Source organism: Peribacillus frigoritolerans, assembly GCF_004358755.1.
Lineage (GTDB): Bacteria > Bacillota > Bacilli > Bacillales > Bacillaceae > Bacillus_P.
On sequence record NZ_SMZY01000003.1, the window covers coordinates 175,948 to 196,198 of the forward strand.

Here is a 20,251-nt window from a genome sequence, read left to right on the forward strand (position 1 = left end):
AAAATGTGAACAATTTGAACCAAAAAAAAAAACGCGAACCAATCGTCCGCGTTTTTTTCTTCCTAACTTGCTTTCTTATATTCTGTTATTTTATAGTGATTTTCGAAATAATCGTTTGTTTCATTCACAATGACTTTCCACAATAAAATCAAAGCAATTAAGTTCGGAATCATCATGAGCGCATTTGCCATGTCTGCAAAAGCCCACACAACTGTCAGCTGTGCAACCGCACCATATCCGCATGCAAAGATGTAAATGAGACGGTAGCCGAGAATTCCCTTAGAGCCAACAAGGTATTCAAAGCATTTTTCACCGTAAACGTACCAGCCGACAATCGTTGAAAATCCGAAGAAGATAACTGAGAACGCAACAATGTATTCCCCAAGTACGCCAAGTGTTGATGCAAATGCAGCAGATGTCAGCGCACCGCCGTCGAGTGCCGCATTATGCTGGACACCTGAGATTAGTCCGCCTGACGGATCCCAGAAACCTGTAATAATCAGGACAAGTCCAGTCATTGTACAAACGACGAGGGTGACTATAAATGTTCCTGTCATCGCAACAAGTGCCTGCTTAACAGGATGATCTGATTTAGCATTTCCTGCTATCAGTGCAGCTGTTCCAAGTCCGGCTTCGTTTGAGAAAATCCCTCTGGAAACACCGCTTCTGATTGCCTCAACAACCGCAACTCCCACAAAACCGCCGGCAGCTGCCACCGGATTAAATGCATAATGAAAGATCGTTCCAAATGCAGGGATAATTAAATCGTAATTAATGACAAGGATCATCAGTGCTCCGCCAATATACAGAAAGGCCATCACCGGAACAAAGAAGCTTGCCACTGTACTGATCCGCTGAATTCCGCCAAAAATGATCAAACTTGTTAAGAGTGCAAGCACAATCCCTGTAACAAGACCGCCTATGCCAAAGCTGTCGTCCATTACTTGTGCTATCGTATTAGACTGAACGCTGTTTCCAATTCCAAGTGCCGCAAAGGCTCCAAAAAGAGCAAACGCAATTGCAAGGAATTTCCACTTTTTCCCCAAGCCTTTTTCAACATAGTACATTGGACCACCAGAGTATTCTCCGTTCTCATTTTTCACACGGTATTTCATTGCCAGAAGCGCTTCTGAATATTTTGTTGCCATTCCAAGCAATCCGACAATCCACATCCAGAAAATCGCTCCTGGACCGCCGAGTGTGATGGCAGTTGCAACCCCCGCGATATTTCCGTTGCCTATCGTCGCTGCAAGAGCCGTCATTAATGCCTTGAAATTACTTACGTCTCCTTCAGCTCCGTCATCTTCCTGATGTTTTTTCGAAAATCCTAATTGAAATGCATATAGCAATCTTCTAAACTGTAATCCTTTCAGAACAAACGTCAGAAACAGGCCTGTCCCAAATAATAAGATTAAACTTGGCGTACCCCATAATATCCCATTAATCTTCGCCAATATTTCCATCATGTGTCATCACCTCTTAGCTGTTATTTATTTGTTGGCGCTTTTATGTAATATTAATATAATGAAATTTTTCATACATGTCTCTAATTGTTAAAAATCATAAAACAGATTCACCCTTTTTGTTGATTTTTACAAACGCTAGTTACATAATAGCCATAAGGGTGTACGTTGTCAAAGTTATAAAAGTACCAATTTTTTTATCGAATCATTCTTTTTGAAGTGATATACGAAGATAAGAAATCAAATAATATATTTTATATAGTAGAAGCAGGTGAAATACGATGAGCAAATCGGCTAATGAAGCCTTTAATTATCAAGCCGACCGACTTGAAGATGTCGCTGACCGCATCAGCGAGGTTCTTCAATGTCCAATCACGATTGAAGATATCAATCATCGCCTTCTCGCTTACAGTACACATGATGACTGTACGGATCCGGCGAGAATATCAACGATCATCGGAAGGCGAGTTCCGGAGAAAGTCATTAACAGCTTATGGAGAGACGGCACAATTCCGATGCTTTTGCAAGCAGATGAGCCAATTCGTGTAAAAAACATTGATGAGGTAGGTCTTGGCAACCGCATTGCCATATCCATCTGGAAAAACAATGAAGTTCTTGGTTTTATTTGGGCTTTGGAAATAAATAAAAAGCTGACAGATGATGAACTTGATCTATTAAAAAAAGCAGCCCAGGTTGTTAAAAATAAACTTCTTAATCTCCACAACCGCAAATCGAAAAAAGAAGAGCGAAACCAGGAATTTTTCTGGAAATTGCTCACTGGCCATATTCACGAGGAAAATGACATCATCAATGGGTTCCATGATATCGGCATTACACCTCCCGCTCAGCATTCCGTTGTCTTATTCCGTTTCAGCGATGAAATTAAAGAACCGACTGAAAAACAAATTAATTATCTGCTTCAAACAACCCAGCAGGTTCAAATTATCTTGTCCACTCTAGATCAGAATGAATTGATCATCCTGCTAGCGCCAAAAAGCGGCGAGCCTCTTTCGGATATTAAGCATTTTGTTGACTGGACCATCCTACAGCTTAAAGAGCGTTTCATGATTGATGATGTGAAAGCCGGAATAGGGAGCATATATAAAGAAGCAGAACAAATTGAACTCAGCTATAAAGAAGCCATTGCCGTTCAGAATATTAAAAAACGGTTTGTGAATGAAACAAAAGGTTTGATCAGCTTTTCAGAGCTGGGCATTTATCAATATCTGGATTTGCTTCATGAGAAACGGAAGCAGGAGGGCTTTGTAAACTATCCTCTCAGAAAACTGAAAGAATATGATGAGATGCATCACACAAACCTTGTAGAAACGCTGGAAGTTTATTTAGACAAAGACAGCAATGTCAACGACGCTGCCAAAGCGCTGAATGTTCATGTCAATACTTTAAGCTACAGAATCAAGCGCATATCGCAGATTGCTGAACTTGATTTAAGAGATCCAAATCAAAAAATAACTGTTTATCTTAACTTAAAACTCGATAAAATGAGTTTGTGAAATTTCACAAAAGATCAGAAATCCTTTCTCTTTTTTAAACAAACAAATGTGTGAGAAAACGCTTTATACTAATCTCATATTAAGAAATCATCACACATTTCAAGATAAGCGGTACAGTTTAAGCTGGCTGCTAAAGGAGGAAGGGTTTCAAATGATTATTGGAGTACCTAGAGAGATTAAAAATAATGAAAATCGTGTTGCATTAACGCCTGGCGGGGTTACACAATTTGTGGCAACTGGACATAAAGTACTAATCGAAAAAGACGCAGGAATTGGAAGCGGTTTCACAAATGAAGATTATATCGCTGCCGGTGCAGTAATTGCTGAAGATATTAAGGATGTATGGGCTGCTGAAATGGTCATGAAGGTTAAAGAACCTTTAGCATCTGAATATGAATACTTCCGCGAAGGGCTTATTCTTTTCACTTACTTGCATTTAGCTGCTGAACCAGCTCTTGCAGAAGCTCTTAAAAACAAAGGTGTTACAGCTATTGCATACGAAACTGTGACAACTGGACGCACACTGCCTTTGCTTACACCAATGAGTGAAGTTGCTGGTCGCATGGCTGCCCAAATTGGCGCACAATTCCTTGAAAAACCAAAGGGCGGCAAAGGCATTCTGCTTGCAGGCGTTCCTGGAGTAAGCCGCGGCAAGGTAACAATCATCGGTGGCGGTGTAGTTGGAACAAACGCTGCGAAAATGGCAATCGGCTTAGGCGCAGACGTTACAATCATTGATTTAAGTGCAGATCGTCTTCGTGAATTAGACGACATTTTCGGCAATCAAATTAAGACATTAATGTCTAACCCTATCAATATTGCAAATGCAGTTGCAGAAGCCGACCTATTGATCTGCGCTGTTCTGATCCCTGGTGCAAAAGCTCCGACTCTTGTATCTGAAGCAATGGTTCAATCAATGAAACCAGGCTCAGTTATTGTTGACGTAGCGATTGACCAAGGCGGAATTGTTGAGACAGTGGACCACATTACGACTCACGATAACCCAACATATGAAAAGCATGGCGTTGTTCACTATGCAGTTGCAAACATGCCTGGCGCTGTTCCAAGAACATCAACACTTGCACTTACGAACGTAACAGTGCCATACGCACTACAAATTGCAAACAAAGGCGTAAACAAGGCAATTGCTGACAACCTTGCACTTAAAGCAGGTGTCAACGTTGCAAAAGGCGATATCACGTATGAAGCAGTAGCGCGTGATCTTGGCTATACGTTCGTTCCTGTTGATGTAGCTCTAGATAAAGAAATCGCTGTAAACTAATTCGGATTAAGAAATAGCCTGGAGGCCGCCTCCAGGCTATTTCTTTCATATTGACTACTCTTTATTCTTCGGTACAGCACAGCTGCCGTCTTCGCAAAAAGCGTCATCACCGCTGCCTTCAGTAAGATCCTGCAATTTAGGTGCAGGATTTTCTTCTTCCCAAACCTTCTTTAGTGCACCTGCAAAAGTTTCTGCCCGCTGCGCCCCTGAAATCGCATATTTTTGATTAATGACGAAATATGGCACTCCGCTTATGCCGTATTGCTGTGCGATTCCTTCATCATTTCGCACCTCAGATGCGTATGCCGTTTTGTCACCAAGGACTTCTAAAGCTTCCATGCGCTCAAGCCCTGATGCCTCTGCCAAATCTGCAAGGGTATCATGATCTCCCAAATTTTTATTATCCGTAAAGTAGGCGTAAAGAAGGGTTTCAGTTACATCCTTCTCTTTCCCCTGAGTTTTAGCGAACTTAGCAAGACGGTGAGCATCAAATGTGTTTGTTGGTTTCATCTCGTCAAAGCGGAAATTCAGACCCACACTTTTCGCCTGCTGTCCGATTCCCGCATTCGCTTCCTTCGCCTGTTCAATCGTCATGCCGTATTTGGATGCCAATGCCTCATCAATCGTCTTCCCGCTGTTAAGAGGAGCATTTTGGTCCAGTTCAAAGCTTTTATATTCAACTTCAACCTGATCTTTATGAGGAAACCCAGCCAGCGCTTCTTCTAATCTGCGCTTTCCTATATAGCAAAATGGACAGACAAAGTCAGACCACACTTCAATTTTCATAAGAACACCTCATTCATTCATAGAATGCTTCTATAGTAGCATAAACAATCAAAAAACCATCAAACTCTGCTCATCATCAGCCTGTAAATTTCAAAAAACGAACTTGAACTGATCAAAACCACTAAAAAAAGTGGTAAGGTGAACATAAGAATTCAGAAACGGGGAATGAAAGATGAAGAAAGAACAGGTGCTTCCTTATCTTGGCGCTGTATTAAATGCCTCAATAGTCGGACTTACCTTTTTATTTACAAAGCTCGCCCTTGAAGACGCTTCGCCGGTTGATACCCTTTCATACCGGTTTACACTAGGTTTTCTTGTTCTGATGCTTCTGCAGTTTTTTGTCCCTATTAAAATGCCGTCATTTAAGAATAATGGAAAATCTCTTGCTTTTCTGCTGCTGCTTGCTTTATTTTATCCGACAATGTTTTTTAGCTTCCAGGCTTTCGGACTCCTTCACACAACATCTGCAGAAGGCGGCATCCTGATGGCTTTTGCACCAATCTTAACCGCTTTGCTTGCTTCTGTCTTTTTAAAAGAAAGAACCAGCTTGATTCAAGTTCTGTTTATTTCCATGTCCATATTCGGTGTCGTTTTTATTTTTTTAATGAAAGGGTCAAGCATCGAATTTAACAGTATGCTTGGTTTTCTATTCTTATTTATTGCCTGTTTGTCGATCGCAGGCTACACCGTGCTTGCGAGATTTCTGTCTGTTTCTTATTCTCCCCTGCAGCTCAGCTTTATAATGGTAACATTCGGGTTTATCTTTTTTAATCTATATGCCGTTATTCAGCATTTGGCTGCAGGTGATTTTGTTCACTATGTTTCGCTGTGGACAAACGTGCCGTTTTTATTATTCACGTTCTATTTAGGGGTTTTTGCAACTCTATTGACTTCTTTTCTGTCAAACTACATTCTTTCGAAAATCCCAGCTTCTCAGATGAGCGTGTTCGCTAATTTATCAACCGTTATTTCAATTGCTGCAGGAGCTGTTATCCTGAGCGAAAACATTTATTTCTATCACTGGATAGGCGCTTTTTTCATCATAGCCGGTGTTATCGGAACAAATGCATTTAAGCAAAAACAAGTTAAAACAGAAGGTGCTAACTAGATGGATTCTGCGGGAAGGATGAGATGAACAGTTGTTCCCAGTCCTTCCTCGCTTTCAAATAGAATCTCTCCTGCGTGCTCTTCCCGGATAATTTTATAGCAAACCGTTAATCCAAGACCCGTACCTTTATCCTTTGTCGTATAAAAAGGTTCACCCAGTTTCTCCATTCTTTCTTGACTTAAGCCGATTCCTTCATCAGAAATTGAGATCCGGATGCCGCCATCCTCTAAATGCTCAATTGAGGTATGAACAGTTCCCCCATCAGGCATGGATTCAATTGCATTTTTTATTAGATTAATAAAAACCTGTTTTAAGTGATTTTTATTCCCTCTGACTTTAAACACTCCGTTCACTTCTGGAGTAAGCGTAAGACTGACGTTATTTTGCAGGGCGTTGCTTTTCATCAGTGTTATGACGTCTTCGATGACTGTCTTTAAGTCTACAGATAAGATTGTTTGCACCTGCGGTTTTGCAATCAGGAGCAGTTCGCCCACTACCTCGTTGATTCTGTCAATTTCCTCTGACATGACTCTTAAATGTTCTCTGTTCTGCTTCAAATGCTCATCTTCCTGCAGAATTTGCACAAATCCCTTGATGGATGTCAGCGGATTTCGGATCTCATGTGCAATGCTTGCAGCTAATTCTCCAATGACATTCATTTTTTCTGTTATTAAAATAACTTCTGCATCCCTTTTCTTTTGTGTCACATCATTGCCGATGCAAAGAATGTACGTTTCCCCTTCTAATCTTACAGGGATCTTTGTCACTTCAATCCACCTTGTATTCCCAGCTGAATCAATCGCAAGCTCCGGCTCCGCCCACTTTTCTGTTTTCCAGGCAAGAATCCGAAGCTCTTCATCTCGGATTTTCTTGATTTGATCCGGCTGATCATTAAAGTCAGAATCAATCTTTCCTATTAATTCATGTACTTCTTTGCCGTATAAAGTTGACATCGCCTTATTGGCCAGCACAAACTTCAGCTCATGGTTCTTCACATAAATATAACTTGGATTTAAATCCATCACTTTATGAAGAAAATCCTTCTGATCTCTTAAATCTCTGTTCATCAATTGAATTCTTTTTGAATGCATATTGAAGTAAGCCATAAAGATAATCAAAGTCGAGAGAACCGACCCAAAGCTGGATAAAAAAAGAGGAATCAGTTGATATCCAGACAGCACTCCATTAATAAAGACGAATAAAATCGATGTGCAGAAAAAAAGACTGAAAGAACGCAAGTCCTTATTTAATAGTTTCTTCGACACAATGATAAGCACTATAATGTTAATGAATTCAAAAAAGACATTTATGTAGTACGTCCAGTTTAAAGGTCCAAAAACCGGATAGTAATGATCCGGGAAAAAGTCGCCTTCTATCACTATTAATCCGGATATTCCATAAGAAGTTAAATTAATGAAAAAAACAGACAGGCTCCAAATTATGATGATGATTAGTGTTTTTATGTTAACAATACGGAGCCATTGTTTTTTCTCCGCTCCGTTTTCTTGATGAATCATTAAGTACATAAAGTAAAATAAAATCGGCATGATCATAATTGATCCAAAGCGGGCTATTTTAAACAGCATTTCTGCCGTTTCCTCAGAAAATAAATCCGTTCCATATAGGAGAGCAACATCTATCTGCCATATAAAAAGCATGATTAAGAAATAAACGATTGCTCTTGAAAGAATCGTTTTTTCATTCAAATATATAATCATCCCAAGCAGCAGCGGGATAAGAGAAACAAGGCCAAGCACGGTAAAATACATTGTAAGTCACTCCGAACATTCGTATGAGATTGCCAGCCTTCTCATTATAGACGAAGAAAGGAAATTGCGCCTATCCGTTTTTTAAACAGCTTATAAAAAGATAAAAAGGCACCTGAATTGTACAGGTGCCTTTCGCTAATCCCATGTAAACCGTTCTTCCTTCCAAGGATTTCCTTTCATATGATATCCGTTCCTCTCCCAGAATCCTGGGTGATTATGTTCCGTAAACTGAATCGCGCGTATCCATTTTGCACTTTTCCAGAAGTACAAATGAGGAAAAACGGCTCTGAATGGAAAGCCATGCTCAGGCGTCAGCGGTTCCCCATTATGGGAGTGGGCAAGCAGACTTGTTTCCTTAAGAAAGTCATCAAGGGGCAAATTCGTTGTCCAGCCTTCCTCTGCATGGAGAATGCAATAGTTTGCGTTCTCATGCAGCCCCAAATCGTGCGCGAGCTGCCGGGTGCTGATTCCTCTCCATACATTATCAAGTTTCGTCCAGCCGGTTACACAATGAATATCGTTGCCCTGATCGATTTGCGGCATGTTCATCAGATCTTCATATGTATATCTCTTAGGATGATCCAGTAAGCCAAATATTTGAAGATCCCATTTGCTTATGTCCTCGTAATAAGGAACATTTCCTGCATGAAGAACCGGAAATGTTGTTGTGACATGCTGATTGGGCGGGACACGACTGGGATCTCCCTTGCTTTTGACCTTCCCGAAATACATGTTGACACCCCCTCTTTGTTAACTAACATAAAATAAAGTTGACATATATAGCAGGATTCAGTACTCTTTTTATAGAAAGATACATAGCATCTATGGGGGATGAGAGAATGAAAAACAAATTAAAAGCTTATGATTTAGCGCTCGTTGGGATGTTTGCTGCTTTAATGGCAATCGGAGCAAATTTAACTTCGTTTTTAACGGTAGGAACAGTTCCTTTATCAATGCAGCCCTTTTTCTGTATTTTAGCAGGTTTGCTGCTTGGAAGCAGGTTAGGCGCTTTATCCATGATTGTTTATGCGCTGGTAGGAATAGCAGGAGCACCTGTCTTCGCGCAGTTCAGCGGCGGCATCGGCGTGATTTTCGGCAGTACCGGCGGGTTTATTTTATCCTATATCGCAGCTGCTTATGCAGCAGGCAAAATGGTTGAAGCAAGCAAAAAACCGACGCTTCCAGTTTTCTTCCTTTCTTCATTTGCAGGAATTGCACTTATCTATATCATCGGAACTACTTATATGTACGCAGCTCTTAATTATTGGCTGAACGCAGATATGAGCTATTCAGGCGCATGGCTTGTCATGACGTGGTTTATGGTCAAAGATGTGATTTTCACAGCCATTGGCGCTGTAATTGCTCCGCGCATTTATAAAGCTGTAAACAAAGCGACAGGTCTTGGAAAGCATCGCGCTGCTTAATTTCGAATGTAATGTAAAAAAACACATGAGGAATCATGTGTTTTTTTATTTGATCTTACTCCTGTTTTCTTCAAGATATTTCAATTCTTCTTCCTCAGACAGCAATCCCGTTGCTTTCCCGATCGTGCCGCCCTGAAGGCTCCATATTGCATTGTGGTCCCTGTCTGCTTCTGAATAATCATTTTCAAGCCATCTGCTGAGTATATCCAAATATAAATCTGAGTTATCAAACGCTTTTTTGTCGCTTTCAATTTGTTTGATTAAATACAGAATTCTCTCTTCCGTAATTTCAAAGTGGACCCACTTATCTTCGGCCTCCACTTTTTGATGAGACATCCCGTGCAGGTATTTCTGCAATTGATCTTCCGTAATTGTAGCTCCTCCTGTTGGAAATGGATTGTTGCTTAAATCAATTTCAGCAAGCTTCCCTGAACTTTCGTTAATCGTTTTATTTACTTCTTCCGAACTTTGAACAGGTGTGTGAATCATTTCAGTGAAAATATAAAAAACAATGCCCGCACAGCATAGCAATAAAAAAATTGCACCCGTGAGAAACTTGTGCTGCTTCATCCATTTCATGCACTGCACCCCTATCTTTTTAATACTAATTAGTTCTATTCATCTATTTATATCTCCTTCTCCAGTAAAGATTCTTGCATAACTAGACAAAATTCGATAAAATCTTACAGTGTCATAGATTTCATGTATAAAAGATTCCTTAATTGGAAAATACTAAATACGGAATCATATGAAAGAGGTGAATTTTCATGACCGTACTTCAAATGAAGCGTTATTTTTTAAGTGAGAAGGAACGCGAAACCTATGAAAAACGCATTTTAAAAAGACAGCCTGAGCTCCGGGAGAGAGTCCTTGAAATGGACGACGAAGAGCTAGTGGAGAGATTGAAATAACGAAAGCAAAGTTTAACACCATAGAAAAGCCCTGCACAGTGATACTGGTGCGGGGCTAAGCCCAATAGTCAGAAAAGGCCGCCCTGTATATATACAGGGCGGCCTTTTCTATTTTTCTATTATAGGACGATTGCAGCTACCCATCCGAAAATAACCAATGGAATGTTATAATGCAGGAATGTCGGCACACATGTATCCCAAATATGATCGTGCTCTCCGTCAGCATTTAAACCAGATGTTGGTCCAAGTGTACTGTCTGATGCAGGTGAACCCGCGTCACCAAGAGCTCCAGCAGTTCCTATGAGTGCAATGGTAGCCATGGGGCTAAAACCAAGCTCAAGGCAAAGCGGTACAAAAAGAGTTGCAATGATTGGCACTGTTGAGAACGATGAACCGATTCCCATTGTAACAAGCAGACCAACGAGCAGCATTAATAGAGCTGCAATAGACTGATTTCCGCCAATTAATTCAGCAGAAGTTTTAACCAAAGTATCGATATGACCTGTTTCTTTCATGACAGCTGCAAAGCCGGAAGATGCAAGCATAACAAAGCCAATGAATGCCATCATTCTCATACCGTTAGTCAATAGCTGATCCGCTTCATTCCATTTCATTGCCCCTGTTGCATAAAGAACAATAATTCCCGCCAGTGCTCCGAAAATCATTCCTTCTACTTCCAGTTTCTGCGAAAGGAATAATTGAACACTTAACGAAACAATAATAGCAAGTATTGCAAAAGAAACACTTTTTTTCGTATAAACAGCTGATGTATGTCCAGCTATTTCTTTTGTCTCATATGAACGTTTCTTTCTGTAAGTAAAGAAAGCCAGGATTAGACCGGCAACCATACCTGCTGAAGGAATCAGCATCGCCTTAGGAATATCCTTAAGACTAATGGACAAGCCGCCAGCTGCCATATTCTCTTGAAGAATTCCATGGAAAATCGCACCGAATCCGACTGGCAGCAGCATATAAGGTGTAATTAATCCAAATGAAATGACAACAGCGATTAAACGGCGATCCAACTGCAATTGATTTAACACCTTTAATAAAGGCGGAATCAATACAGGTATAAACGCGATGTGTACAGGTACAACATTTTGTGAAAAAATAGAAATAATCAAGATAATAATGATGATAAGTACTTTTGAAAGAGATTTCCTTCTCTCTTCCCCTTCTTTACCAACTAGTTTAATAGCTGCTTCCACCATTGCATCAGGCAAGCCTGTTTTTGAAAGAGCAACAGCAAAAGCGCCAAGCAGAGCATAACTCAGGGCTACGGTTGCGTTCCCGCCAAGGCCGCCTGTAAATGTTTCAATTGTCGCCTTTAAATCCAGTCCGCCTGTTAAACCTCCAACAAGCGCGCCTGCCACTAGGGAAAATACAACATTAACCCTCAGCAAGCTTAAAACAAGCATGACCAAAACAGCCAAAATAACTGCATTCATTTATAAAACCTCCGGAATCTTTTCACTTTAGTGTGCTAATGTATTAGAGAGATAAAATTCAATAGAATTAAAATAACATACTTTCTTTTTTAGTGTCAATGTAAAAATTTTATTATATTAGCAGACTAAAGGATATTGAATGAACTCCGTTGAAAGATGAATAGAAAAGGATATTTTATGGGTGAATTTGAAATGGATTTTGTTGTTTTTATTCAGTTTCCGGAGCGGTGACTAAGACCACACAAAAAAGAACAGGAAAAAAGACACTGATTGATCAGTGCCTTTTCCCGCCATTAAACCTCAAATCGTTCCACGAAAGCAGCAAGCGTTCTGGCCATGACGCCAGTGCCTCCCGAAGGTCCCAGATCATCTGCATTATTTGATGTGGCTGTTCCTGCGATGTCTAAATGGACCCAAGGCGTTCCTTCTGCGAATTCACCAATAAACGTTCCCGCCATGATGGCATGACCTTCACGTCCAGGAGAGTTATTCAAATCCGCCATTTTACTGCCTCGCACTTTATCAATGTCTTTTTTAGTAATCGGCAGTCGCCAGATTGGCTCGCCGCATTCGCAGGATGCTTCCAGCACTTGCTCAAATAATGCTTCATCATTTGTCATTGCACCTGTTATATGTGTTCCAAGGGCAATGATGACTCCGCCTGTTAATGTCGCAACGTCCACTAAGTAATTTGCGCCATGATGCTTGGCATATGTGATCCCGTCAGCAAGAACTAATCGACCTTCTGCATCTGTATTCAGTACTTCAATTGTTTTTCCGCTAAGGGAGACAATGACATCATCAGGCTTGAATGCATTGCCGCTGATCATGTTGTCGGTTGAAGGAATCACAGCCAGTACGTTTTGTTCCGGCTTCAGCTTTCCGATGATCTCCATTGCACCTAAAACTGCTGCAGCACCGCCCATATCTGATTTCATGCCGACAATTCCGTCTTTCGGCTTAATTGAATAGCCTCCAGTATCAAAGGTAATCCCTTTTCCAACGAGGCCAATGACATCTGTCCATTCCTCTTTGCCCTGATATTTAAGAACAATCATTTTCGGCGGTTCATCAGACCCCTTATTTACGGCAAGAAGAGCTCCCATTCCCAGCTTCTCCATATCTTCCTTTTCAAGCACTTCATATTCGAATCCGTATTTCTGGGCGACATCCACCGAGTATTTAGCAAGTTCTGTTGCTGTTAGTATGTTACCTGGCATGTTGACAAGCGTTCTTGCAGAATTCGTTCCCTCTCCAAAGGCAGATCCAACTGTAAGACTTGAGCGAATTTCGGCTTCATCCTCTTTTGAGATAATTGTCACTTGATTGATATTTCGTTCAGGCTCGTTTGATCTTTGTTTATAGTCCTGTATTTTATATGTAGAAAGCGGAAGAACTTCTGCTAACGCATGAGCAGCTTCGTTTCCTTGAACATGTTCATTTGTGAATGAATCAAGAACGATCGAAAACGATTGAATTTTTGCATTTTGCAGCGTTTTGAAAAGCTTCGCAAAAGATTCTCTGGCAGCATCAAAATCGTATTCCTTTTCTTTGCCGAGACCAGCAAAAAAGATTCGTTTTGTAGCCATTTTGCCAAGAGTATGTACTTTTGATATTTCTTTCTTTCTGGACGAAATATCGCCGTCTTTTACAAGCGATGAAATCTGGCCTTCGAGCTTATGATCAAGTTCAGCTAAAGGACCTTCAAACGCGCCGTTTTTTTGAAACAATCCAAAGATGATTGTTTCTTCGTTCCATTTAATTGTTGACTGAATATGAAACATGAAAACACACCTCCATTAATAATTAGGTTTCCCCGGGTCTTCTTCAAGGTATAGAAATAGAGCAGGCAATTTAGGCAGCTGCCCGGCTTCTTCAAAAGAAACAGACTGAATGCCTGCAGGAATAATCATCAGGCATTCCTCAATGAATGCATTTACGTTTTCAAGGTCCACTCCCCAATGGAATGGGCGGTAAGACTGTATGTATGAGTGTCCGGCTTGCATCATGAGCCTTGCTCCTTTAATATTGCCATATTCATAATGATAAATAGCAACTGTCATTTGCAGCAGGCCTTTTAGAAATAAATTATCCTTCTCAGTCAGCCAGATTAATTCAAGCAAATCATGGCAAGTATAATAATCGCCTTCATTAAAATGGATAAAAAACTGATAATATTCCATTGGGTAAAGAGTCACGTGGCATGCACTCCTCTCTGACCTTATTGTATCAAAGGATAAAAAGTTTTTATACTATTTGAACAAATGACAGAGGATAAGGGCATGAATGCATGGAACTATACCATACAGTCAATAACAGAACATTTATTTTTTGAACCGAAAGGATGTCCGACTTCATGGAGATACTGCTTAATTTCCCGCTATTAGCTTCCCTTGCAGCCATTTTCTTTGCGCAATTTGTAAAAGTCCCGATTACGTATATTGCGACCCGTAAAATTGACTGGTCTCTTATTTTAAGCACAGGGGGGATGCCAAGTTCCCATTCTGCAGCTGTCACGGCACTTGCAACGGGAGTCGCTCTCGATAATGGGCTTGCTTCTTCCCTCTTTGCGGTTTCAGCCGTTTTTGCCATCATCACCATGTTTGATGCTACGGGAGTAAGAAGACATGCCGGAGAGCAGGCCACAGTTCTTAATAAACTCGTAACTGATTTTAATACATTTGTAGGCGAGGCAAAATCATGGCCGCAGCAGGAAGAAGAAGAAAAGCAGAAGAAATTGAAAGAACTTCTCGGGCATCAGCCTATTGAAGTATTCTTTGGTGGCCTGACAGGAATATTTTTAGCACTGTTTCTGCACTACCTATTCATCTTGTAAAGGAGGAATTGTTTTGCGGTTAATATCTATTTGCCCAAGCAATACAGAGCTTGCCGCCTATTTAGGTCTGACTGACGATCTGATTGCAGTTGATGATTATTCTGACTGGCCTGAGCAAGTGAAGGATCTGCCGCGCCTCGGACCTGACCTGTCCATTAATATGGATCTTGTTGAACAATTGAAGCCTGACCTTGTACTCGCTTCATTGAGTGTGCCGGGTATGGAAAAAAACGTGGATGAACTTAAAAAAAGAGAGATCCCTCACCTTGTTTTAAACCCTCAGTCATTCGAGGATATAGGAAATGATTTAATGGCTGCAGGCATTGCTGCAGGGAAGGAAAAAGAAGCTGCCGCAGTTGTTTCCCGTTATCATCAAATTTTAAATGACTATAAAGAAAAAGCCTCAAAGCTTGAGCATTATCCTGAAGTTTATTTTGAATGGTGGCCTAATCCCATTTTTACACCTGGTCAAATAAACTGGCTGACAGAAATGTGTGAACTCGCAGGAGGGCGCAATAGTTTCCGTGATGTGGAGCTTGCGAGTGTCCAAACAAGCTGGGATGACATTATTCGCAGGAATCCTGATCATATTTGTCTTGCTTGGGTCGGAGTTAAGCAAAGCAGGATGAAAATCCAGCATGTTTTAAAGCGTGAATCGGCAGAAAACCTTGCTGCCGTCAGAGAGAATCGCATTCACCTGCTTGAGGAACAGCTATATTGCAGACCATCACCAAGGCTCTTAAATGGACTTGCGAAACTTGCAGCCATCCTTCATCCGGATCACTTTCCGCAGCCTGAAGAGAAAGATTCCCTAATTTCTATTACATAGAAAAAGCCCAGGTTAAAAACCTGGGCTTTTTCCGTGGCTGAGAATTCTTTTGAGATTAATTCCGAGACATTGGACTAATCCCGAAGTAATAACCGGTTGCCCAGCAAGAATGTACCAGACCTTAAGCGGTTTGCCATCAATTTCGCCATGCATCCTTAACTTTTCGTTTTGGGTTTCATGTATTTTTGACGAAATGTCTGCATCGACTTATTTTCATTCAATTTCGTCAATTCATTTTCAGTTAATCGTCCGTTTCCTTTTTGGACGATATATATGTCTAACGTTTTTTTGCCCCAAAATTGAAAGACTTCTTCAACAGTATCGTAATAAAGATCCAGTTCATTCCCCTTTATCGCACCGCCCTTGTCTGCTACAACACCAAAGCCGTAACCTGGAATAAACAAAATGGTTCCTATCGGAAACACACTTAAATCAGCTGCTATGGTTGAATACAAATCTCTTTTCACTTTCACCCCAGAATACGTAATGCCATATTCGGGATGTTCAGGTTTTTTGCCTGTTGATTCATAGCCAGCTGTATATCCTGTTGCTGTTACTTCTTGTTTAGGGTATTGTGACCAGTCAATTTCATTTTCAAGCGATATTTGATCTAACGAGCTTCCGCTTGAAGAAATCGCGGCTGTGGCCGTTTTTTCACTGTGCAGAGATTTAGGGACGAGTCCGGTCAGCTTATACGGATGCCCTTCACTTTCCAATATGCCCTTGCTCCACCCATTAAAAACAGGCAGATCCTTTGCCTCTGCACCTGAAAAAGATTTTAAAGTGGTACCGAGCGCCATTAGTAATAATAGTGTCATTAACAGACGCCTTAACCAGGTTTTCGTCCTATCCATTTACGATGTGTTCACTCCTCTCACATCCATAATCGTTTCCAAATGGTAAACGAAATATTCAGGATAGAGAGGGATCCATATTTTACAAGTGTTGTTTTTCCAAAAATAAAAAGACCTGCACACGATGTACAGATCACATTTTAAAACATTTGATATCCTTTTTTGCGGAGCATGTTAATAACAATTCCAGACACAACTGCCCCGATAAAACCGCACACAAGAATTAGAATATCGGCCAAAGCCAAAGACGTAATACGCTCTCCAAGGGATGAAAAAGAGGATCCAGGTGAGGTAAAGTACTCTGTGAATCTCACATTATCTACTATCAATATACAGACAATCGGATAGATAATAGCCATGATCCAAGACATGCGAAGCAGCATATTCAGCAAGAAACCGATTCCAAAGAATAATACAAAGAATAAAAGCATCGAAATCATCAATACAGGTAAAAACAAGTTATCGCCTCCAGTACACCTATTTAAGTGTACTGAACAAGCGATATTCAGTCAATCGGAAAAACATTGAACGTTTTATGAAGACTTCTTTCCAGTTCCGTTGCAGCAATCACACGTCTCTGAACCGCCAAGAAGCAATTGAAAATAACCTTTACCTGAACAATATGGACATTCTTTCTTTTCGATAGCAGATGTATTCATCATCTATTCTCCCCTTTGTCAAGTATCTCTTTTTAGATATTGAAGATACTATATCAGGTTCTTTGTAAAGGATAAAGGGAGAAAATCTCACGGGATTCTTGATGTAAGCGAATACATCAAGCTAATCCTTCTTTTTTCTCAATTTTTCTTATTATTTTGAAAATTATAAAAATATACGGTATGAGGTGTATCCAAACTGATCGCCAGGGTTCAGGCCTTCAATTTTATAAAGCATTTTCTCAAATGTTTCTTCTGCAAATGACTGAAGCAGCAGCGATGCATTCTCGTCACCCTTAAGAATTTGAGGCGGAAAAAAAGCAGCTTCAAACAGTTCATCTTCCTGTACAATAACTGCAGAAGAATTCGCCTTCAATTTAAAAATAATCATATTATCACTGATCGTATTTTGAATGACGCCTGACCGAATCCCAATGACGCCTTCTACTTCTGTTTCTATTCCGGTTTCCTCATGAATTTCACGAACAATCGCTTCATCCAGTGTTTCCCCCTCATTCACAAATCCTGCTGGAAAAGACCACTTCCCTTTCAATCCGCCGTATTTCTTTTTTACGACTAGCCAGTCCCCATTTTCGTTTTCTACTACACCAGAAACAGCAATCCATACATTCCCCCGCTTATTTGCCACTTTAATCTCCCCCTTTTGACTTTTTATATTTCATTTAATTTTTCCAATAAAAAAAGACAAAAGCACAAGGCTTCTGTCTTTTATTTTACTCTACTTCTTAGAAAAATTTAAATTTACCTTTTTTAACGACTAATCCAGCTCCGCCAACCATTAAGAGAGCACGGTTATCAATCATTTTCTTCATGAATGAAGCTTTTGTTCCCATTACTTTCTTGCCAAATACCATACCTACAGCATCATCTTCTCCAAGTGAAGCAACTGTACCTTTGATGTCTGGTTTGAATTCTTCCATTTCACCTTGGTCACGAACGGCAACAGCAATGTTTTTAGCAGCTGTAATACCTTGCTGCATCGCAATTTGAGCCGTTGGAGGATATGGACGGTTGATTTCTTCGTTGATCACTAGAGAACAGTCGCCAATGATGAATACATCTTCATGGTTAGGAGCTCTTAGGTAAGAATCAACTTTTACGCGTCCGCGCATATTTTCAAAACCAGCTTCTTCAACGATGCTGTTTCCGCGCACACCTGCTGCCCATACAACTGTATCAGCTTTGATTTCTTCCATTACGTCGTCTTTCGCAACAATAATACCATCTTCTACACATTCTTTAATTGCAGTGCCTATCTTGAATTCTACACCTTTACGCTCTAAGTGGTTAACAGCGTATTCTACAAGTTCAGGATCAAATCCAGGAAGAGCTGTTGGTGCAGCTTCTACACAGATAATGCGTACTTTCTTATGATCAACATCGTACTCGCGGCAAAGCTCAGGAACACGGTTAGCAAGCTCGCCCAGGAACTCGATGCCAGTGAAGCCGGCTCCGCCGACAACAATTGCAAGACGCTGGTCGCGTTTTACTTCTTCTGTGTTGTAAGTAGCAAATTGATATTCGATATGCTCGCGCAATTGACGCGCAGCATTGATGTTAGTAATACCGAAAGCGTACTCTTTCAAGCCTTTGATTCCAAATGTTTCTGGATGAGATCCAAGAGAAATCACCAGGTAGTCATACTCAAGCTCGCCATTTGCAAGAACAATTTTCTTTTCATCTTTGTTAATCGAAACAACTGTTTCTTTCACAAATTTCACACGGCTGTTATCAATAACATCTTTCACTTGGTATCTTGCTTTATCATGATGCAAAGTACCAGCTGATGCCTCGTGCAGCCATGTTGTTTCATAGTGATAATCATTTTTGTTAACGAGTGTTAGATCTGCTTCGTTAACACCGATCATTTTTTGAAGACGTGTAACTGCCATTAATCCGCCGTAACCTGCACCTAAAACTACTATTTTGGGCTTTCTCAACCGAATCACATCCACCTTTTTTTCTGAATTTGTTGTAAAGAATGAAATAAATTCTATACTGATTATCTTCCGCTGCTTCACAACATTTTATTTTGTTTTGCCTAAAAAAGTATGTGAAAATGTTCACTTAACTTTTCAAAATAATACCGAAAACTTTGTAAGTAGTAACATAGAATATAAATAATGCCTATATTACATAATAGCATCTGCGATTTATTTTTCAAGACCAAATTGAAGGATTAGAAACGTTAAGAATTTTACAAAAATAAAAACATTCTCTATAATAATCATATTCTTATACAAGGCACATCTCTTTACTCTATCACCAGGTGAAATTGTTAAAGAGGTATGATATGTTATGATTAAGAATTATTATCAATTACAAGCGAGGGGATATTTGTGAAGGAAGACACAAAAGTATACGACATAACAATTATTGGCGGCGGACCTGTTGGTCTGTTCACAGCTTTTTACGGCGGCATGCGTCAGGCTTCAGTTAAAATTATCGAAAGCTTGCCTCAGCTGGGCGGACAGCTTTCTGCCTTATATCCTGAAAAATACATATATGATGTTGCAGGATTTCCTAAAGTGCGCGCACAGGAGCTAGTTAACAATCTAAAAGAACAAATGGCTAAATTTGAGCCGACTGTCTGCTTAGAGCAAGCAGTAGATACAGTTGAAAAACAAGCTGATGGCGTCTTCAAATTAACAACAGATCAGGAAGTCCATTATTCTAAAACGATTATTATCACTGCAGGAAATGGTGCGTTCCAGCCCCGCAAAATTGAACTTGAAGAAGCTGCTTCATTTGAAAAAGCAAATCTTCATTACTTCATTGATGATTTAAATCAGTTTGCCGGACAGAGAGTTCTTATTTGCGGAGGCGGAGATTCTGCTGTTGACTGGGCGCTTATGCTTGAGCCAATTGCCGAAAAAGTAACACTTGTACACAGACGAGATAAGTTCCGTGCTCATGAGCATAGTGTTGAAAACTTGAATAACTCAAAAGTTCAAGTTCTCACACCATTTGTACCAAAAGAATTAACAGGTACAGATAATATTGAGCAAGTTGTATTAGAAGAAGTGAAAGGCGAACGCAAAGAAGTCGTTGATGTGGATTCTGTCATCGTGAACTTCGGATTCGTCTCATCTCTTGGCCCAATCAAGAACTGGGGTCTTGAAATCGAGAAAAATTCTATTGTCGTTAACAGCAAAATGGAAACAAACGTAGAAGGCATATATGCTGCAGGAGACATCTGCACATATGAAGGAAAAGTAAAACTGATCGCAAGCGGATTTGGCGAAGCTCCAACCGCGGTAAACAACGCGAAAGCTTATATGGATCCAAAAGCAAGAGTTCAGCCGCTTCACAGCACAAGTTTGTTTGAAAAATAAATAGATGATCTCCTG

21 protein-coding genes are annotated in these 20,251 nt (G+C 40.3%); 8 read left to right on the forward strand and 13 right to left on the reverse strand.

The window, feature by feature from the left end:
• Positions 1–62: 62 nt before the first annotated feature.
• The gene (locus tag E2R53_RS14365; protein WP_133312453.1) at positions 63–1,466 is read right to left on the reverse strand and encodes an alanine/glycine:cation symporter family protein; all 1,404 of its coding nucleotides are present in this window, start codon (positions 1,464–1,466) and stop codon (positions 63–65) included.
• A 278-nt stretch (positions 1,467–1,744) separates the two neighbouring features.
• On the opposite strand from E2R53_RS14365, the gene E2R53_RS14370 reads away from it, so the two are divergent.
• Positions 1,745–2,977 (forward strand): PucR family transcriptional regulator, encoded by a 1,233-nt coding sequence (locus E2R53_RS14370; protein WP_133312454.1) that lies wholly within the window; start codon positions 1,745–1,747, stop codon positions 2,975–2,977.
• A 151-nt stretch (positions 2,978–3,128) separates the two neighbouring features.
• Complete coding sequence (gene ald, locus E2R53_RS14375) at positions 3,129–4,259, forward strand: alanine dehydrogenase (protein ID WP_133312455.1); 1,131 nt, start codon at positions 3,129–3,131, stop codon at positions 4,257–4,259.
• A gap of 54 nt (positions 4,260–4,313) precedes the next feature.
• Here the strand turns inward: ald and E2R53_RS14380 are convergent, their stop codons facing one another.
• Positions 4,314–5,045 carry a DsbA family oxidoreductase gene (locus tag E2R53_RS14380; protein WP_133312456.1) on the reverse strand — a complete coding sequence of 244 codons (732 nt, stop codon included), beginning with the start codon at positions 5,043–5,045 and terminating at the stop codon, positions 4,314–4,316.
• Positions 5,046–5,217: 172 nt separating this feature from the next.
• Here E2R53_RS14380 and E2R53_RS14385 point away from each other — a divergent pair, with 172 nt between their 5' ends.
• Positions 5,218–6,153, forward strand: coding sequence for a DMT family transporter (locus tag E2R53_RS14385; RefSeq protein WP_133312457.1), 936 nt, complete (start codon positions 5,218–5,220; stop codon positions 6,151–6,153).
• Here the strand turns inward: E2R53_RS14385 and E2R53_RS14390 are convergent.
• Positions 6,150–7,922 carry an ATP-binding protein gene (locus tag E2R53_RS14390; protein WP_133312458.1) on the reverse strand — a complete coding sequence of 591 codons (1,773 nt, stop codon included), beginning with the start codon at positions 7,920–7,922 and terminating at the stop codon, positions 6,150–6,152. The two genes, E2R53_RS14385 and E2R53_RS14390, sit on opposite strands and share 4 nt — an antisense overlap.
• A 135-nt stretch (positions 7,923–8,057) precedes the next feature.
• Complete coding sequence (locus E2R53_RS14395; RefSeq protein WP_133312459.1) at positions 8,058–8,654, reverse strand: sulfite oxidase-like oxidoreductase; 597 nt, start codon at positions 8,652–8,654, stop codon at positions 8,058–8,060.
• Positions 8,655–8,761: 107 nt separating this feature from the next.
• Here E2R53_RS14395 and E2R53_RS14400 point away from each other — a divergent pair, with 107 nt between their 5' ends.
• Complete coding sequence (locus E2R53_RS14400; RefSeq protein WP_133312460.1) at positions 8,762–9,346, forward strand: biotin transporter BioY; 585 nt, start codon at positions 8,762–8,764, stop codon at positions 9,344–9,346.
• Positions 9,347–9,391: 45 nt separating this feature from the next.
• On the opposite strand, the gene E2R53_RS14405 is transcribed toward E2R53_RS14400, so the two are convergent.
• On the reverse strand, positions 9,392–9,925 hold the full coding sequence (locus E2R53_RS14405) for a DUF6241 domain-containing protein (RefSeq protein WP_133312461.1): 534 nt from the start codon (positions 9,923–9,925) through the stop codon (positions 9,392–9,394).
• Between the two features lie 188 nt (positions 9,926–10,113).
• On the opposite strand from E2R53_RS14405, the gene E2R53_RS23320 reads away from it, so the two are divergent.
• Complete coding sequence (locus tag E2R53_RS23320) at positions 10,114–10,257, forward strand: hypothetical protein (protein ID WP_165970994.1); 144 nt, start codon at positions 10,114–10,116, stop codon at positions 10,255–10,257.
• A 119-nt stretch (positions 10,258–10,376) separates the two neighbouring features.
• Here the strand turns inward: E2R53_RS23320 and E2R53_RS14410 are convergent, their stop codons facing one another.
• From E2R53_RS14410 to E2R53_RS14420, 3 genes are all read right to left on the reverse strand, one after another.
• Positions 10,377–11,705 carry a Na+/H+ antiporter family protein gene (locus E2R53_RS14410; protein WP_133312462.1) on the reverse strand — a complete coding sequence of 443 codons (1,329 nt, stop codon included), beginning with the start codon at positions 11,703–11,705 and terminating at the stop codon, positions 10,377–10,379.
• 293 nt (positions 11,706–11,998) lie between these two features.
• Positions 11,999–13,489 carry a leucyl aminopeptidase gene (locus tag E2R53_RS14415; RefSeq protein WP_133312463.1) on the reverse strand — a complete coding sequence of 497 codons (1,491 nt, stop codon included), beginning with the start codon at positions 13,487–13,489 and terminating at the stop codon, positions 11,999–12,001.
• Between the two features lie 15 nt (positions 13,490–13,504).
• The gene (locus E2R53_RS14420; RefSeq protein ID WP_070876116.1) at positions 13,505–13,888 is read right to left on the reverse strand and encodes a DUF309 domain-containing protein; all 384 of its coding nucleotides are present in this window, start codon (positions 13,886–13,888) and stop codon (positions 13,505–13,507) included.
• 173 nt (positions 13,889–14,061) lie between these two features.
• Here E2R53_RS14420 and E2R53_RS14425 point away from each other — a divergent pair, with 173 nt between their 5' ends.
• Positions 14,062–14,541, forward strand: a complete 480-nt coding sequence (locus E2R53_RS14425) for a divergent PAP2 family protein (protein ID WP_133312465.1) — start codon at positions 14,062–14,064, stop codon at positions 14,539–14,541.
• A gap of 13 nt (positions 14,542–14,554) precedes the next feature.
• On the forward strand, positions 14,555–15,370 hold the full coding sequence (locus tag E2R53_RS14430; RefSeq protein WP_133312466.1) for a cobalamin-binding protein: 816 nt from the start codon (positions 14,555–14,557) through the stop codon (positions 15,368–15,370).
• 155 nt (positions 15,371–15,525) lie between these two features.
• Here the strand turns inward: E2R53_RS14430 and E2R53_RS14435 are convergent, their stop codons facing one another.
• The 5 genes from E2R53_RS14435 to E2R53_RS14450 all read right to left on the reverse strand — a co-directional run bounded on the left by E2R53_RS14435 (position 15,526) and on the right by E2R53_RS14450 (position 18,850).
• On the reverse strand, positions 15,526–16,224 hold the full coding sequence (locus tag E2R53_RS14435; protein ID WP_133312467.1) for a 3D domain-containing protein: 699 nt from the start codon (positions 16,222–16,224) through the stop codon (positions 15,526–15,528).
• A 140-nt stretch (positions 16,225–16,364) separates the two neighbouring features.
• A complete protein-coding gene (locus E2R53_RS14440; RefSeq protein WP_133313068.1) occupies positions 16,365–16,664 on the reverse strand; it encodes a YuiB family protein in 300 nt (99 codons plus the stop codon).
• Positions 16,665–16,757: 93 nt separating this feature from the next.
• Positions 16,758–16,883, reverse strand: coding sequence for a YuiA family protein (locus E2R53_RS23325; protein ID WP_165971027.1), 126 nt, complete (start codon positions 16,881–16,883; stop codon positions 16,758–16,760).
• Between the two features lie 163 nt (positions 16,884–17,046).
• Positions 17,047–17,529 carry an NUDIX domain-containing protein gene (locus tag E2R53_RS14445; protein ID WP_133312468.1) on the reverse strand — a complete coding sequence of 161 codons (483 nt, stop codon included), beginning with the start codon at positions 17,527–17,529 and terminating at the stop codon, positions 17,047–17,049.
• Positions 17,530–17,626: 97 nt separating this feature from the next.
• A complete protein-coding gene (locus tag E2R53_RS14450; protein WP_070876052.1) occupies positions 17,627–18,850 on the reverse strand; it encodes an NAD(P)/FAD-dependent oxidoreductase in 1,224 nt (407 codons plus the stop codon).
• Between the two features lie 390 nt (positions 18,851–19,240).
• Here E2R53_RS14450 and yumC point away from each other — a divergent pair, with 390 nt between their 5' ends.
• Positions 19,241–20,236 (forward strand): ferredoxin--NADP reductase 2, encoded by a 996-nt coding sequence (gene yumC / locus E2R53_RS14455; RefSeq protein ID WP_133312469.1) that lies wholly within the window; start codon positions 19,241–19,243, stop codon positions 20,234–20,236.
• Positions 20,237–20,251 lie beyond the last annotated feature (15 nt).